General features: G+C 35.7%; 17 protein-coding genes and 2 tRNA genes. 12 read left to right on the plus strand and 7 right to left on the minus strand.

Annotation, left to right across the window (positions count from 1 at the left end; translation table 11 throughout):
* The first annotated feature begins 12 nt into the window (after positions 1-12).
* Positions 13-1098 carry a sensor histidine kinase gene (locus KO02_RS06655; protein WP_038696902.1) on the plus strand — a complete coding sequence of 362 codons (1086 nt, stop codon included), beginning with the start codon at positions 13-15 and terminating at the stop codon, positions 1096-1098.
* A 13-nt stretch (positions 1099-1111) separates the two neighbouring features.
* On the opposite strand, the gene KO02_RS06660 is transcribed toward KO02_RS06655, so the two are convergent.
* The 4 genes from KO02_RS06660 to KO02_RS06675 all read right to left on the minus strand — a co-directional run bounded on the left by KO02_RS06660 (position 1112) and on the right by KO02_RS06675 (position 4267).
* Positions 1112-1582: a response regulator gene (locus KO02_RS06660; RefSeq protein WP_200878607.1), complete on the minus strand. Its 471-nt coding sequence runs from the start codon at positions 1580-1582 to the stop codon at positions 1112-1114.
* Between the two features lie 344 nt (positions 1583-1926).
* A tRNA-Lys gene (locus KO02_RS06665) sits at positions 1927-1999 on the minus strand.
* Positions 2000-2088: 89 nt separating this feature from the next.
* Positions 2089-2778 carry an SMUG2 DNA glycosylase family protein gene (locus KO02_RS06670; protein ID WP_038696910.1) on the minus strand — a complete coding sequence of 230 codons (690 nt, stop codon included), beginning with the start codon at positions 2776-2778 and terminating at the stop codon, positions 2089-2091.
* A 412-nt stretch (positions 2779-3190) separates the two neighbouring features.
* The gene (locus KO02_RS06675; RefSeq protein WP_038696912.1) at positions 3191-4267 is read right to left on the minus strand and encodes an agmatinase family protein; all 1077 of its coding nucleotides are present in this window, start codon (positions 4265-4267) and stop codon (positions 3191-3193) included.
* Positions 4268-4416: 149 nt separating this feature from the next.
* On the opposite strand from KO02_RS06675, the gene KO02_RS06680 reads away from it, so the two are divergent.
* Positions 4417-4851: an immunity 22 family protein gene (locus tag KO02_RS06680; RefSeq protein ID WP_038696914.1), complete on the plus strand. Its 435-nt coding sequence runs from the start codon at positions 4417-4419 to the stop codon at positions 4849-4851.
* A gap of 200 nt (positions 4852-5051) precedes the next feature.
* On the opposite strand, the gene KO02_RS06685 is transcribed toward KO02_RS06680, so the two are convergent.
* Positions 5052-5124 (minus strand) — tRNA-Lys (locus KO02_RS06685).
* A 140-nt stretch (positions 5125-5264) separates the two neighbouring features.
* The gene (prmC, locus tag KO02_RS06690; RefSeq protein WP_038696916.1) at positions 5265-6119 is read right to left on the minus strand and encodes a peptide chain release factor N(5)-glutamine methyltransferase; all 855 of its coding nucleotides are present in this window, start codon (positions 6117-6119) and stop codon (positions 5265-5267) included.
* A 205-nt stretch (positions 6120-6324) separates the two neighbouring features.
* Between prmC and ribD the strand changes: the two genes are divergently transcribed.
* The gene (gene ribD, locus KO02_RS06695) at positions 6325-7371 is read left to right on the plus strand and encodes a bifunctional diaminohydroxyphosphoribosylaminopyrimidine deaminase/5-amino-6-(5-phosphoribosylamino)uracil reductase RibD (protein ID WP_038696918.1); all 1047 of its coding nucleotides are present in this window, start codon (positions 6325-6327) and stop codon (positions 7369-7371) included.
* A gap of 38 nt (positions 7372-7409) precedes the next feature.
* Complete coding sequence (locus KO02_RS06700) at positions 7410-8690, plus strand: DUF2851 family protein (protein ID WP_038696920.1); 1281 nt, start codon at positions 7410-7412, stop codon at positions 8688-8690.
* 1 nt (position 8691) lies between these two features.
* Here the strand turns inward: KO02_RS06700 and KO02_RS06705 are convergent, their stop codons facing one another.
* Positions 8692-9345, minus strand: a complete 654-nt coding sequence (locus tag KO02_RS06705; RefSeq protein WP_038696922.1) for an ankyrin repeat domain-containing protein — start codon at positions 9343-9345, stop codon at positions 8692-8694.
* 355 nt (positions 9346-9700) lie between these two features.
* Between KO02_RS06705 and KO02_RS06710 the strand changes: the two genes are divergently transcribed.
* The 8 genes from KO02_RS06710 (at position 9701) to KO02_RS06750 (ending at position 16461) form a co-directional block, all read left to right on the plus strand.
* On the plus strand, positions 9701-10264 hold the full coding sequence (locus KO02_RS06710) for a UbiX family flavin prenyltransferase (protein WP_038696924.1): 564 nt from the start codon (positions 9701-9703) through the stop codon (positions 10262-10264).
* 235 nt (positions 10265-10499) lie between these two features.
* Positions 10500-11768, plus strand: coding sequence for a dihydroorotase (locus KO02_RS06720; protein ID WP_038696928.1), 1269 nt, complete (start codon positions 10500-10502; stop codon positions 11766-11768).
* 2 nt (positions 11769-11770) lie between these two features.
* Complete coding sequence (locus KO02_RS06725) at positions 11771-12445, plus strand: hypothetical protein (protein ID WP_038696930.1); 675 nt, start codon at positions 11771-11773, stop codon at positions 12443-12445.
* Complete coding sequence (locus tag KO02_RS06730; protein ID WP_038696932.1) at positions 12445-13041, plus strand: DUF4199 domain-containing protein; 597 nt, start codon at positions 12445-12447, stop codon at positions 13039-13041. The genes KO02_RS06725 and KO02_RS06730 overlap by 1 nt, the downstream gene beginning before the upstream one ends.
* A 102-nt stretch (positions 13042-13143) precedes the next feature.
* The gene (locus tag KO02_RS06735) at positions 13144-14094 is read left to right on the plus strand and encodes a glycosyltransferase family 2 protein (RefSeq protein ID WP_038702244.1); all 951 of its coding nucleotides are present in this window, start codon (positions 13144-13146) and stop codon (positions 14092-14094) included.
* A 9-nt stretch (positions 14095-14103) separates the two neighbouring features.
* A complete protein-coding gene (locus tag KO02_RS06740; protein ID WP_038696934.1) occupies positions 14104-15231 on the plus strand; it encodes a glycosyltransferase in 1128 nt (375 codons plus the stop codon).
* Between the two features lie 196 nt (positions 15232-15427).
* Entirely contained in the window at positions 15428-15700 is a 273-nt protein-coding gene (locus KO02_RS06745) for a hypothetical protein (RefSeq protein ID WP_038696936.1), read from the plus strand.
* On the plus strand, positions 15697-16461 hold the full coding sequence (locus tag KO02_RS06750; RefSeq protein WP_038696938.1) for an MBL fold metallo-hydrolase: 765 nt from the start codon (positions 15697-15699) through the stop codon (positions 16459-16461). The genes KO02_RS06745 and KO02_RS06750 overlap by 4 nt, the downstream gene beginning before the upstream one ends.
* Positions 16462-16473: the final 12 nt, after the last annotated feature.

The raw sequence follows: 16473 nt of genomic DNA on the forward strand, positions 1-16473 counted from the left end.
TACTGTTATATTATGAAAAGAAACTTAGAAATATTATATATTGACGATGAGATAAATAATTTATTCGGTTTTAAGGCTAACTTTAGATACCGGTATATTGTTCATACAGCCTCATCGACCATCGAAGCAGAAAAAATACTTCTTGATAATCCTGATATACGCATCATTTTTTGTGATCAACGTATGCCTGATGAATTGGGTATTGATTTCTTTGAAAGGACAAAAAGAGACTATCCTCGGCCTATCCGTATTTTGCTTACTGCATATGCTGATATGGAGACTGTTATAGATGCTGTTAATAAGGGACATATTTTTAGGTTTATTCGTAAACCATGGTTGGAAGAAGATATGATATCTTGCATTGAAGAAGCAGATAAATTTTATACAGCCAACTCGATGTTAGCGATCAAGAACGAGGAGCTGGAGAAGGCTTATTATGAGTTGGATAAATTTGCTTACAGTGTGAGTCATGATCTTCGAGATCCCTTGACGGGTGTATTGTCTGCGGTGAAGCTTGCTTTGGAATTTGATCAAGTAGACCAAATTCATGAGTTATTGGCTTTAATGGAGTCGTCTTTAACTCGTTTAGATGATTATATCGATAGCTTACGTGATTATTATCTGCTGAGACGCGGTGAATTGTTGTTGTGTCATATTGAATTTAAAGACCTTTTTGCGAATATAGAGGCTTTTTATAGTATGCACACACGTAATAGTGATGTTGAATTTGCCATTAGTGTCAATCAAAGCGAAATCTTTAATAGTGATAAGGCCGTATTGGAATTAATTTTGCATAATCTATTGTCAAATTCATTCAAATATCAGCGGAAAGATTGCGATAATAAGTTTGTTAAACTTGCTGTAACGGTCGAGAATGGTTCTGCAATTTTAGAGGTTTCTGATAGTGGTATTGGTATATCTTCGGAATATATAAATGATATTTTTAAGCTGTTCTTTAGGGCTAGCGATCAAGCAAAAGGTATGGGATTTGGTCTTTACAATGTACAAAGCGCCTTGTTGAAATTACAGGGTACTGTTGAAGTAAAGTCGCAATTAGGCGTCGGAACAACATTTACAATAGTTGTCCCGAATAAGTAGTTAAGCACAATTTCTAAGAGAGTAATTTTTGTCGAAGTAGAAACTCTAATTGTTCATTTGATACTTCTAGTTTTGAATAGGTCTCCAAGATATTTTTTCTTTCAGAATAGATTTCATATGCGCGACCTATTGTTTCGTCTAATTCGTCTTCATTCCAAGGCTTATTTAGATAGTGAAAAATTTTCCCTTTGTTAACTGCTTCGATTACTGCTTCCATATCTGTATAGCCCGTCAGTAGTATACGCATGGGTTCAGGGTTAATCTTGATGATTTCTTCCAGAAACTCTACACCAGTCATCTTAGGCATTCTCTGGTCAGTAATAATGATGTCTATGGGTTTTTCCTTTACAATATCAATAGCTACTGAGCCACTGATAGCAGTATAAACCTTGTATTTGAAACGAAATGTCGCTTTAAAAGAAATAAGATTGTTCTCTTCATCGTCAACATATAGTATTGTGATCTTATCGTTTTTGTTTTTCATAATGCTTGTTACAATAAATATAAGAAATCTAAAAATAAGAGTTCGTAGCATTGCTATAACATTGTTATAGCAATGCTACGAACTTGTATTTGGGTCTTATCTTATCTTATCATTAGCATGATCTTTTAATCAATCGCTTTATACTTAGAAGTTCGATAATCTAACCTCATTGCATGAATCAGATAAAATAATTCCCATTATAAGTAATGTGTAACTATGTACAGCTAAGTTAAAGAATAAATCTAATCAAGTTTCAAAATTACCTAGATTCATGATGAATATTTATTGAAGTATTCGAATCCATAAGAAACAAAAAAAGCTTCACATTTCTGTGAAGCTTTTTGTGATCCAGCTGGGATTCGAACCCAGGACCCATACATTAAAAGTGTATTGCTCTACCAGCTGAGCTACTGAATCCTTTCTGTTTAGGAAATAAGTTCCTTTTTTGAAAGTGATGCAAAGATAGGGTTTCTCAATGCAAACTCCAAATAAAATTTAAGTTTAATTTAAGTGCTTAATACACTGATGTATTTTTCGATATAAAGGTCTCTATCGCGAGATTTGTATTGCTGAATGTAGCGTGGGTGTTCAAGAACTGTCAGTTTTTCAAATAGTTTCCCTTCTTTATTTATTTTTTCAATGAAGGTTGCGTTTTTTTTTCCCAATACAAATACTTCTTTTGTATCTAAACCAATATTTATGTGCTTTATGAGTGTGTTGACCATAAATGGTTTGACTGCGTCAAATAAGTATTTATCATCATAATAGTTCGCATTGATCCACTTGCCTTCCTTTGTACGCCGGACAATTGCTAATGGAAATGGGGAATTGATGTAAAATTTTTGGTAAAATTCTGCTGCTCCTCCAAATTCTTTAATCATATCATAAAGGAATACGGAGGAAATTTCGTGACTATAGGCCGATTTCATGCTAATTCCACAAACTTGTTCGAGGCGTTTCGTGTCAGTAAAGGGTATGCCTGTGATTCCAGCTCCATGGCGGCTCGGATTAATGCCAATAATAAATTTGCGACTTACATCATCATGATAGAATTTGTTGTAGAACTGCTGCATCACTGTTAATGTTTCTGGATTATCTAAATAGGGATTTAGGATCCTGAAATCATTAGGGATATCACCCGTGTAATGTAGGTTTTTATTGAATTCAATAATCTTTTCGGCTAAAGTGCTGATCATAAATTACCGTGTAAAGTGGTGTTTATATAAGCTAATTATACCAGCATTGCGATCTGAAATTTTAGAAGTAGTGAACATATTGTATATAGCCTAGTTTTTGGAATGATCAAGAAAAAACGATAGCGTCCAATCTATTTTTATTAATCATCATTATGTACATTAATTATGGTCTCAATAATCATGGTATTTGTGAGATACAACAACAGATTGTTGCTATTTGTTTTCTGTTTTACAAGTGATGTTGGTTTTCAATAACTTTTATCTTGCTGTCCATTTAAACAAAACAGCCAATCATGAGATTGGCTTTTTTGTTTAAATGGTACGGTCGGAAGACTGTCGCAATTTATGGATCTGTTGATAGACTTCAATTCTGATTATAAAAACATACGTTTAGGTATGCCGCTTACAATTATTAAAATATTATCTTGGTTCCGGTAGCAAGTTTGTTGTTTTTTGCAAAGACGCCACATAGGTGAAATAAGAGTCTGGCACCTACATTACCGTCCCAATCATCATCACCAGGAGCGACTTCGACCAAATCAATACCGATGATGTTTTTATCGCTATTGGCCAATTTACTTAGTAAGTATGTTGCTTGTTCGTAAGATAGTCCTCCAGGTACTGGAGTACCAGTGTTAGGGCAGTACCAACGCTGTAAGGCATCAATATCAAAACTTACTGCTACGTTAGTTGGTAATTGTGCTAATATCGCATCACATTGGTCTTTCCAGGTTTTGCCCTCAAAGCTGTTTGCTTTTAAATCAGTGTCTGTATATACCTTTACTTTATTTGAAATTTGAACTGCTTCCAATTCTCCTTCACTAAAATCGCGGATGCCTACTTGTACAATTTTTTCAATTTGTGGTAATTGAATGGCATTATACATAATGGAAGCGTGGGAATATGTAAATCCTTCGTAAGCATTACGTAAATCCATATGTGCATCAAAATGTAGGATTCCGAATGCATGATGTTTCTCTGCCAATGCTTGGTAATAACCTAGTGGTGTAGAGTGATCTCCACCTAATAAAATTACCTTTTTACCTTGACTCATCCAGTACAAGGCACGTTCTTTGACTTCGGCATTGAATTGTGCTGATGCCTTATTTATTTCTTCTAAATCGTTTTTTAATGCAGGGATTGTTGCTATGTCATCACCATTCTCTAATGCTTCTATGATAGGTTGCGCTAAACGTTTATATTTTTCGCTATTTTCTATCCAATGCTCCGGTGCTTCGTCCATGTAAATACCTAATTTCCATAATTCTGGAAATTCTTGATGTAATAAGTCTACTTGGAAAGAGGCGTTTAGTATAGTCTCAGGGCCATTACTAGCACCGCTCCCATAACTTACAGTTACTTCCCAAGGTGTTGGTATTACAATAATATCACTTTCCTCAGCCGAAAATGGTAGTCCATATATGCTTGAATCCGGTAAACCAGGTTGTGATGGATCGAAATTTTCAATCTTTGTTTGCTTTGTCGACATGTTATGATTCGCTAATTGAACTGCAAATATAAAAAAAACTTATGTCCAGTAAAGAAGATATGCTAAGCCACTATGTCGTGGATAAATGAAAAAGAAAGGTTCAGGAATTTAGGGTATCTTTACGGCCTACTAAAATTATAAGAAATAAAATGGCAGAGCAACGCATCCATATCTGGACAGGAACGTCAAATAAAACAGATGAACAATTTTATAAATATTTTGACCAAAGCAAGTTTATCAAAGATTACCATAGGTTTAAAACTGATGAAACCTATTCAAGAAATGCACCTGACTTTAACCTCCGCTCTCAATTCAGTAAAGCAATCGACAAACAGTACGATTACGACGTAGACTGGATCACCATTTACTACAGTCGCAAAAGAATGAGCATCCAGGCTGCCATTGAAGAGCTACCTATATGGAATGATCAAACTGAAGTTGAGATCTATCAAGCATGTGTAAGCAAAGGAATTTCAACTGTAAATGCGATACTTTGTTATGCCGATGAGGAGCTTAAGATAGATAAACCACTCGAAAATTACAACGACATGATCTATGTTGGTAGCTTTAATATCTCTAGCTAACAGTTAGCATAAAGTGTATCATAGTATACAAAAAAAGCCCAATCTGCGATTGAGCTTTTTTTGTATATAGTTGAAATATAGTGCTACATACATTTCCCGCATGCATAGCTGAAGTGGAAATGGTCGAGCCCAATACTTCTGTTCGAATCCGAATGTCTTTAAACAAAGAAAGCCCAATCTTGCGATTGAGCTTTCTTAAGTGATCCAGCTGGGATTCGAACCCAGGACCCATACATTAAAAGTGTATTGCTCTACCAGCTGAGCTACTGAATCCTTTCTTTTTTGGAAGTAAATTCCGTTTCTGAAAGTGATGCAAAGGTAGAAAAAATAGTGATATGTGCCAACTATTAGATCTGATATGGTTGAATTATTTTATTACTGTTTGGTAATGAAATGATTAATTTTTCGCTAGCTTATCTTTTTGCGTGTATCATCCTAGGGTTTTGTTGCATATCATGATGTAATGTCACGGTTTTGAATCCTTTTTTACGCAGCATATCTACCGTTTCTGGGCCATAATACTGATTAATTTCAAAATATAAGTCTCCATCCGCAGTTAAATGCTTCAAAGCGAAAGAAGCGATGGTTTCATAAAATAGTAAAGGAGCGGTTTCTTCAACAAAAAGTGCGAGGTGTGGTTCAAATTCTAATACATTGGGATGCATCTCCTCTTTTTCTTTTGGCGTGATGTATGGAGGATTGCTCACAATGATATGATATTGTTGCGTTTGGAAAATGTATTCCCACTCCAAAATATCAGCGTTTACAAAATCAACAGGAGTACCCAATCGTTGTGCGTTGCGCTTTGCTGTTGCGATAGCTTCCTTAGATATGTCCAATGCTGAAATATGTGCTTCTTTTAGGTGTTTTTTTAAAGAAATAGGGATACAACCCGACCCCGTTCCGATATCGATAATGCGGAGAGGCGTTTGGTCTTTGTGATTACGGATAATCATATCGACGAGCTCTTCGGTCTCTGAACGGGGGATTAAGACGAATGGATTAACTTCAAAAATCTCACCATAGAAGTCTGCTTTTTTTAATATATGTTGAATTGGTTTTTGATTCTTCAGATCCTTTAAAATACGAGTTATTCGAATGCTTTGTTCTTCCGATAATACGTGTTCTTTGTTTAAACTATATTGCATTCTAGAAAGCCCTAATACATCTTCTACAACCATATAGAAGATGTTTTTAATTTCTTCTGTATGATAAAATGTGGCTAGTTCCTCTTGGAATAAGCTGTCATAGGTTTTTAAATTTTCCATAGGTCAAACTTAGATAAATTTGTTTTATTTACAATTATAATTGCATCATATATAAAACATTTATTCGTTCGTATCTTTTTTATTTGGTACTTATGGCTGTTATACAATTATCTATTTTCCCTCTACAATCAAGAGTTATTTTATAGCGTAAATTTACAATATATCTTGTATTTTTTGTTACAGCATTGTTTTGATACTTTTGTGTATGAATAAGCAAGAAAGCTACATGCATAGGTGTCTCGAATTGGCAGTTTTAGGTGCTGGTACTACAAGTCCCAATCCAATGGTCGGGGCTGTGATTGTTTTTGAAGATCAAATTATAGGTGAAGGATACACTTCTCCTTACGGTGGGGCACATGCAGAAGTAAACGCTATTCAACAAGTCTTGGATCGTTATCATGAAGATGCTGCTGCTATATTACATGCTGCCGTTTTTTACGTTAGTCTCGAGCCTTGTGCGCACTATGGTAAGACTCCTCCTTGTGCGGATCTAATAGCGAAATATAAACCTAAAAAGGTGTGTATAGCCTGTTTGGATCCTTTTGCTAAAGTGGACGGTAAAGGAATTACGATCTTAAAAGAGGCTGGTATTGCAGTTGAAGTCGGTTTATTAGAGCAAGAAGCTTTATGGCTAAACAGAAGATTTTTCACACGTGTTCAAAAAAATAGACCTTATGTAATCCTCAAATGGGCCGAAAGTGCAGATGGGTTTATTGGGAAAGAGGGTGAGCAGGTATGGATTAGTAATCAAGCGAGTAAGCAATTGGTTCATAAATGGCGGGCTGAAGAAGATGCCATCCTAGTTGGAACCAAAACTGCATTAGTTGATAATCCAAGTTTGACTGTCCGCGAATGGAAGGGGAGGAACCCAAAGCGGATATTGATCGATAAATTACTTGTCGTACCGACTGATGCGGCTATATTAAATGATGAAGCCGAAACCCTGATATTCAATGCTGTTAAATCAGAATGGATGGGGCATAATAAGTATATTGAGTTGGAAAACTTTGATTGGTACCTACCTCAGAATATCCTATATCAATTATATTTAATGGATGTGCAATCTATTATTATTGAGGGTGGAGCTAAGACCCTCAATTTATTTATTGAAGCTGGCCTGTGGGATGAAGCACGTATATTTAAGGGGACAAGTATATTGGGTGAGGGCATCAAAGCGCCTCATATCAGTGGCACACTTAAAAAAACTAAGAAAGTTTCTGATGATCGATTGGAAATTTGGGTCAATTCGTAATTATTTAATTTTTAGAATTATTTGATTATCTTTAGGTTATGGCTATTCCTGAAGACCTATTGCAATTTATATGGAAGTTTCGTCTTTTTCAGACGTACCCATTAGAAACCGTTAATGGAGACCTCATTCATGTCCTTCATGTAGGAGAGCATAATAAAAATGCGGGTCCCGATTTTTTACTTTCAAAAATCCGCATCGGAAGAGAGGAGTGGACGGGTAGCGTAGAGATTCATGTCAAGTCGTCGGATTGGTTTCTGCACGGGCATCAGCACGATGCGAAGTATGCAAATGTAATTCTACATGTTGTATGGGACGATGATAAACAAGTTTTTCATGACGATGGTTCAGTCATTCCAACCTTTAAATTGGCGGATTATGTTTCGGAAAAGCTGCTAGGGCAATATCAACGGTTGATGGAGGGGCAAAGTTGGATTCCCTGTGAAAGTCAGATACAGCATTTAAATACCTTTAAGGTGGAAGGATGGGTTGACCGTATGGCTGTAGAAAGAATGGAAGAGAAATCAAAAGTAATTCTAGGATTGCTTAAAAAATTTGATGGAGACTGGGAGAAAACGTTCTTTATCTGGTTGTTTCGAAGTTTAGGATTTAAAGTAAATGCAGAGGCTTTTCAAGCTCTAGGCGAGCAATTGTCTAGCTTGTTGTTACAAAAGTATAGAAATGACGGACTTAAGTTAGAAGCTATGATTTTTGGTCAAGCAGGACTTTTGAATACAAATTTTGATGAAAGTTATCCCGTGAAATTACAACAGGAATATCAGTATCTTCAAAAAGCCCACGCTTTGAAGGAAACTCATTTTCCATTGCTTTTTTCGCGGATGCGACCGCATAATTTCCCTACAATTCGATTAGCCCAACTAGCCATTTTATTGCAGCATGAGAATATACGTTTACAAGGTATATTGGATTTGGTGAACTTGGACGACTTTAGATGCGTACTCGATAATCTTCACATGAATTCGTATTGGAAAAGTCATTTTAATTTTGGAAAGCAGACGCATATCGTCAGTAATCATCGGTTGAGTATGATGACTCAAAATAGTTTAATTATTAATGCTGTCATTGCATTTACTTTTTCTTATGGAGATTATTTTAAACAGGAGCATTTTAAAGAAAAGGCGATGAACTGGCTGGAGGAGCTACCTACAGAGAAGAATAATATTGTTCAGAAATTTGAATATATAGGAATAAATGCTTCGCATGCAGCCCATTCACAAGGCTTATTACACATCAAGAACAAGTACTGTGACTTAAAAAAATGTTTAAACTGTGGAATTGGCTTAGAGTTATTAAAAAGGTAATTTACAATTCTTTAAGGATGTTTGAAATGTCACTATAACCTTTTGATGCGGCAAGATCCGAAGCCGTTTTGTTGTTTTTGGTCTTTAGTTCAATATGGGATCCATGTTCTAAGAGTAAAACTATGAGTTCAATATTTCCCATTTGTGCGGCCAAATGTAATGCTGTCACACCATTGTTTTGGGTATTATTGACATTAGCGCCCGCTTCTATGAGCAATTTGCTGATATTATTGTTTTTGTTTAGTAAGGCAATATGTAAAGGGAAAAGGTTCTCCTCATTTTGAGTAGGGACGTCTGGGTTTGCTTTGTTTTTGAGCAATAGCCTTACCGTATCTTCTTTATTAAAATGGGTTGCTAGAGCAAGAGCAGAGTATCCATGTGTGGAAATTTCATTGACAACAGTAGGTATCTGTTTGATCATAGCTTCAATATAATTATTCAGACCTGCCGCAACCGCCTCATGTATATTCAATCCTTGATTATGTTTTAGGAGCACACGGATAATTTGCGGTTTGTGAAAGTAACAAGCTAATAATAGTGGTGAAATACCATGACTTGTTTCTTCTAATATTAAAGCAGGATTACTTGTTAAAAGTAAATCTAAATCTCTACTATTTCCAGATTCAATATATTGTTCTAATATGCTTAAACTCATTTTTGTACTATTCGTTTATTTATGGTATCTAAAATAGTGAAAATTTATGATGGAAATCTGTATAAAGAAAAAAAACAAGGAATTTATCTACTGTAGTTGATCTTTTTAGCACTGAGACTATGGTCTTTTACTTGCGTTTTTATCCGCGTTTATTGTGGATAAGATAGAATTTGCAACAGTTTTGTAGATGCATGTTTACAAGTTTAACTGTCGGTTGTTAATTTTTACAAAATTATTATTTCGAATGCTACATTTGTAATGCCCCTCCCAAAGGGCATGTTTTTCATAGGTAGATGTAGGGTCGAATATTTCTTATTCGACCCTTTTTTATAGCTTTGCTTATTAAATTGAAAATATGGCAAGAAAAATTGTAGTGGCGATAACTGGGGCTAGTGGTTCCATATATGCTCAAGTTCTGCTGAATCGACTTGTCGAATTGCAAGGTCAGATCAGTGAGGTAGGGGTTGTGATGTCTGATAATGCCAAAGATGTGTGGCAAGAAGAGTTGCAAAATCAAGATTATAATGATATTCCTTTCCAGTTTTACAATAAAAATGATTTTTTCGCTCCTTTTGCGTCAGGGTCTGCACGTTTTGATACCATGATTGTCTGCCCTTGCTCGATGGGGACATTGGCTCGTATTGCTCATGGAATCTCTTCAGATTTGACAACGCGAGCTGCGGATGTGATATTGAAAGAAAGACGTAAATTAATTTTAGTTACCCGAGAAACACCATTAAGTCACATACATATTCAAAATATGAAGACTGTCAGCGACGCAGGAGGTATTATTTGCCCGGCATCGCCTTCCTTTTATAGTTTACCTAAGACTTTCGATGAGTTGGCCGGTACAGTTGTTGATCGTGTCTTGAGTTTGGCGGGTTTTGATTTCGATCATTACCAATGGGGTCAGGAATAGATGGGTAATACATGAATATTTTTTAAAATTCAATGCAGAATCGATACTATTTTGTAACTTTGTTTTTTGAAATGAAGCAGTCTAAAGCTACACGTATTAAAAATCATCCTTCCTCTAATTTTCAAAGAGAAAAATCACTGTTTTTATTGGATTCTGTTAAAGAGATGATGATTTCATGCTGTAAAACTGCACATATTTACTATTCAAATTCAATAAATTACAATTTCTTAAGCATATGAAAAGCGTTTTAATTACTTCAGTAAAAGTGGTTTTGCCAGGAAATGAATTTGATCAACAGGTGGTTGATGTATTCATTGAAAAGGGGAAGATTTCGAAAATTGCAAAATCCATTGAAGTCGCTGATAAAAATATTGAAATATTCGACGGTACAGGCAATATTCTTTCTGTCGGTTTTTTTGATTTAAATGCCAATTTTGGAGAACCAGGGTTGGAAACAAAAGAAGATATCAGTTCAGGTTCTGCTGCTGCAGCAGCAGGTGGTTTTACAGCAGTAGCGGTTATGCCGAATACAGAACCTGCAATCCAAAGTCGTGCTGAAGTGGCTTTAATCGTGAATATCGCAAAAGGTAATTTAGTTGATGTATTGCCGATAGGTGCTGTAAGCAGAAACCGTGAGGGCAGTGACATGGCTGAATTGTACGATATGAAAAAAACCGGAGCAATTGCTTTTAGTGATGGCAATAGAAGTATTCAGCAAGCCGGTTTAATGAGCCGTGCTTTGTTATATGCGCGTGGGTTTGGTGGTTTGATCATCTCTCATGCCGAAGATGCGTCTATGGCAGGTGGAAATAAAATGAATGAGGGTGTTATGAGTACTTATTTGGGCATGAAAGGTATTCCTAATCTTGCCGAGACTTTGATGATTTCCCGCGATTTATATTTGGCAGAATATGCCGAATCGCCCATTCACTTCACTTCCATCAGTACTGCAGAAGGGGTAGATCTAATTAAAAAAGCGAAAGCGAAAGGAATTCAGGTTACTTGTGATGTTGCAGCCCATCAATTGGTTTTTACAGATGATGATATCTTTAGTTTCGATAGTAATTATAAAGTAAATCCGCCATTGCGTACCAAAGCCGATGCAAAAGCGTTAATAAAGGGATTAAAGGATGGTGTTATTGACGCTGTGGTTTCGCAACATACTCCGCATGAAATTGAATTTAAAAATGTTGAATTTCATATTGCAAAAAATGGAATAATCGGATTACAAACGGTATTGCCTCTTTTAGTAAAAGCTGGGTTGAACGATCAACAAATAGTTGAAAAATTAGCTGTAAATTCACGTCAGGTAGTAGGCTTAACCATTCCTCAAATTAAGGAGGGTGAAGAAGCAAATCTCGTGCTCTTTAATCTGGACGAAGCTTGGGTTTTTGATAATCAGTCAAATAAATCCAAATCAAGAAATAGTCCTTTATTTGGAAAAGAGCTAAAAGGAAAAGTTAAATTAGTGATCAATAATGGTCAAATCATAAAAAATGCTTAATAATGGAAGCGAATATTAAAGCGGCTGTTGCTGCAGGGATCAATACCTACGGTAGAGTAGATAACATCGAAACAAAATCAGAGTTCTTAACAAAAGTTGAATCAGTTTTTGATACAGATGGAAAATATATCGATAAATTGGCTTTGTTGGATCAGGCATTTGACGACTATCCACTATTTGATGAGTTGAGAGAAGTATATGTCGATTTACTATTGATGAATTTCTTCTCTACAGATATTCTAAAATTAGAAGAGGATTATTTAGAATCTGAGGAATGGGAGAAAATCGAAGATGAAACGATTGACCGTGGAACAGAATTGTTAAACATATTTTTATATCTACGTGAATGTAAGGATGATGAAATCGATCCAGATTTAGATGATTACTTGAAAGAGTTCTTGTTGGTTGATGAGGATGAATTCCAGGATGAGCATGAGATCTATGAAGATATCATTGCAAATCAAATTTTAGTAGAGAGTACATATGCAGAAATTGCGAAGACAGCGAAAACAATTGACCCTTCAAGTGAGGTTTATGAGTTGTTTTATGCGATCTTAAGTTTCTTTAGCGAAATTAATCCAAAAGAGGCTCAATTAGCAGATTATGAGGCTCAAAGTGAAAACAAAGCTTTTGACGCAGCACTTTATCAAGTCATCACTAACTTTTACAAAGCGTAATGGAAGTTGGCGTTGACAAAAATAGTAAGATTACAAGTATCGTATATGGTGTTGTCTTGGGGGTTACTTCTTTTGTTTTGGGATTATTTTCTATTTATTCAATAAAACCATTAGAGGGAACATCTTTATTACAATTCATCAATCCTTTTTTTAACTTTATTTTATTTTTTGGTGTTACGGTTTTACTAACCTTTTCGCTAAGAAAAAAAATGGGTGGAATATGGGATTTTACTAAAGCTGTAAAATGTATTTACATCATGCTTGTTATTAACCATTTAGTCGCTTCAGTAAGTACTTTTTCATATTTAAGCTATTTTGAACCAACAATTCAAGAGGAAAATTTTCATATCATGATGAATGCTCGGATTGAAAGTATGGAAAATAGTACAGCCTTTGATAGTGAAGAGGAAAAGCAGCAAACAATTGATATGAGTATAGAACAAATGGAGAAGGATAATGAATCAGTTGCTACGATGACTTTAGGGGCGCGTATGAAAGGTTTTGTTATTACACTACTTCCTTATTTTTTGTTTGCCCTATTGTTAGCAGCATTGACAAAGAATGGTCAAAAAAGTATAGGTAATCCTACAGTTTAAAAGTATAATTTTTAAATAAAATCAATACGTTAAGGTGTTGTCATGAAGACGATACCTTAACTTGTTTATAAAGCAAATATATTGACAATGATCAACGTACATATGGATATTTCAGTTGTTGTTCCTCTTTTTAATGAAGAAGAGTCGTTGCCCGAGTTGACCTCTTGGATAGACCGTGTAATGGCAAAGCATCAGTTTTCTTATGAAATTATTTTAGTTGATGATGGAAGTAAAGATAAGTCTTGGTCTATCATTGAAGATTTAAAGAGAGACAACAATAATATTACAGCTATCAAATTCAGACGTAATTATGGTAAATCAGCAGCCTTAAATGTTGGCTTTGCAGCCGCTCAAGGGGATGTGGTGATTACGATGGATGCCGATTTACAGGATAGTCCTGATGAAATTCCAGAATTGTATGATCGTATCATGAATAAAGGAGCAGACCTTGTTTCGGGATGGAAGCAGAAGCGTTATGATCCGCTAACGAAGACATTACCAACTAAACTTTTCAATGCCGTTACACGTAGCATGTCTGGTATAGATAATTTACATGATTTCAATTGTGGTCTAAAAGCATATCGCAAAGAAGTGGTCAAAAATATTGAAGTATACGGTGAAATGCATCGCTATATTCCAGTGATTGCCAAATGGGCAGGTTTTACGAATATTCAAGAACAGGTGGTACAACATTATCCCCGTAAATATGGAGTGACTAAGTTTGGCGCCGGACGTTTTGTGAAGGGATTTCTAGATTTATTGTCCATATTTTTTGTTGGTAAATTTGCTAAACGACCGATGCATTTTTTCGGTGTTATGGGGGTAATCAGCTTTTTACTGGGTCTTGTAATTACGCTATTTTTGATTTGTCAAAAATTGATGAGTATAGCGGCAGGGACAGCATTTAGAGATATTACCGATCAGCCTATGTTTTTCCTTTCACTAACGGCAATCATAATTGGTACGCAATTGTTTTTGACCGGATTTCTTGCAGAGTTGGTTTCAAGAAATAGTACAGATCGTAATAATTACCAGATTGATAAAGTAATTTAAGCTACTGATATGCGTATTGTAATTTTAGGATCTGCATATCCATTGCGAGGAGGAGGCATTGCTTCATTTAATGAACGGTTAGCAGAACATTATCAGCAATTGGGACACGAAGTCGATATCTATTCTTTCTCATTGCAGTATCCTAATTTTCTATTTCCAGGCAAATCGCAGTTTTCAGACGAACCTGCACCAAAGGATTTACGCATTTTTTCGAAAGTGAATTCGATTAATCCATTTAATTGGATAAAAATAGGACGAGAGCTTAAAAAAGCTAAATATGATCTTTTGATCGTGCGCTTTTGGATGCCTTTCTTTGGTCCTTGTTTAGGTACGATACAGCGAATTGTACGTCAAAATAACCATACGAAGGTCGTCTGCATTGCTGATAATATTATTCCGCATGAACAGCGGATAGGGGATAAAATATTGGCTCAATATTTTTTAAATGCGGTCGATGGCTGTGTTACGATGAGTCAAAGTGTATTGGAAGATTTAAGCAAAATTAATCCACATATACCAGCCATCTATAGCCCTCATCCGCTATATGACAACTACGGACCAGCTATTGGTTTAGAACAAGCAAGAGCACAGCTAAACATTCCGCTATCAGAAAAAGTTGTCCTGTTTTTTGGTTTTATTCGCCAGTATAAAGGATTGGATATACTGTTGGAAGCCTTAGGAAAACCTGAAATAAAAAACTTAAATGTCAAATTACTCTTGGCAGGAGAGTTTTATGGAGATGAAGCATATTATCAAGATTTAATTCAAAAATATCATTTACAAGATCGCATATATCTGCATACTTCTTTTATTCCTAATGATGAAGTTGGAAGGTATTTTTGTGCTGCTGATGCAGTAGTGCTGCCTTATCGAACTGCCACGCAGAGTGGTATTACACAAGTAGCATATCATTATGATGTCCCAATGATTGTTACTCGAGTAGGGGGCTTACCCGAGCTGGTGCATGACGAAGTAGTGGGCCTTGTCGTCGAGCCAACAGCAGAAGAGGTTGCTAAGGGGATCATTGCCTTCTATCAGGATGATAGAAGTAGATTGTTTCGTGAGAATATGAAAGAAGAAAAGAAAAAGTACAGTTGGGATACCTTTGGAGAGGAAATCCTACGCTTGGGACAGTAATTTTAGCTGCAGCGATTTTCGGTCTTTAGCAACCTGTACAGGCGTCGTAAATAATGAATAAAGCGAAAGCCATTCCTGTATGTTATTAAAATACTTAGTAGCGAATGATTTACGTATATGTTAATGCAATTTTATTGTGAATCTAATCAAATTTATCTAAGTTTGAATATAGACAATTGCATAAATTAAGGGAACATTGGTAGCATTAACACAGGGTAGTTTAGATAAGATCGAAGAACTTTTTAAGGATCAAGGATATAGGGTGAGGTATGAGAAAGGAACCTTTAAAACAGGCGCATGTCTTTTGCAAAGCTCACATGTAGTGGTAGTGAATAAGTTTTCTAATCTTGAAATGAAAATTCAATCCTTAATAGGGATTTTAAATGATGTTGATATTGATGAAGCACTCATTAGTGATAAACATCATGCTATTTATACACAAATTGCTAAACTAAAATCAAAACGTTGAAAATCAAATTTTTAGGAACGGGAACTTCACAGGGTGTACCTGTAATAGCTTGTCAATGTGTTGTTTGTAAGTCAAATAGCCATTATGACAAACGCTTACGTTCTTCAATTTTGATTAGCTATCATGATAAAAATATCGTTGTAGATACTGGTCCTGATTTTAGATACCAGATGCTGCGGGAACAGGTGATGCATATGGATGCCGTATTGATGACACATTCGCATAAGGATCATATTGCTGGTTTGGATGATGTGCGCGCATTCAATTTTAAACAACAATCTTCGATTGATATTTATGGTACGAAAGTGCTACATGATGCATTGAGGCGTGAATTTTATTATGCCTTTTCTGGAGTAAAATATCCAGGGATTCCGCGCCTTGAATTAGTTGAAATAGAAGCCTTAAAATCATTTTCCCTGTTTGAGAAGGAAGTTCTTCCACTTGAGGTGATGCATTATCAGATGCCGGTCTTGGGTTTTAGAATAGATGATTTCGCATACATTACTGATGCTAAAACAGTTTCAATAGCTACTCGAGAAAAATTGACCGGATTGAAAGTGTTGGTCATTAATGCACTACAGAAAGAAAGTCATGTTTCCCATATGACGTTGGAAGAGGCAATCCTATTTGCGCAAGAAGTTGGTGCTGAACAAACTTATCTCACCCATATTGGCCATCGCATGGGCTTGCATGATATGGTTTCAAACGAGTTACCTGATGGTATTTCTTTAGCATATGACCAACTCGAAATCAACCTATAAAGGTATTACTTT

The organism is Sphingobacterium sp. ML3W, from assembly GCF_000747525.1.
Classification (GTDB): Bacteria; Bacteroidota; Bacteroidia; order Sphingobacteriales; family Sphingobacteriaceae; genus Sphingobacterium.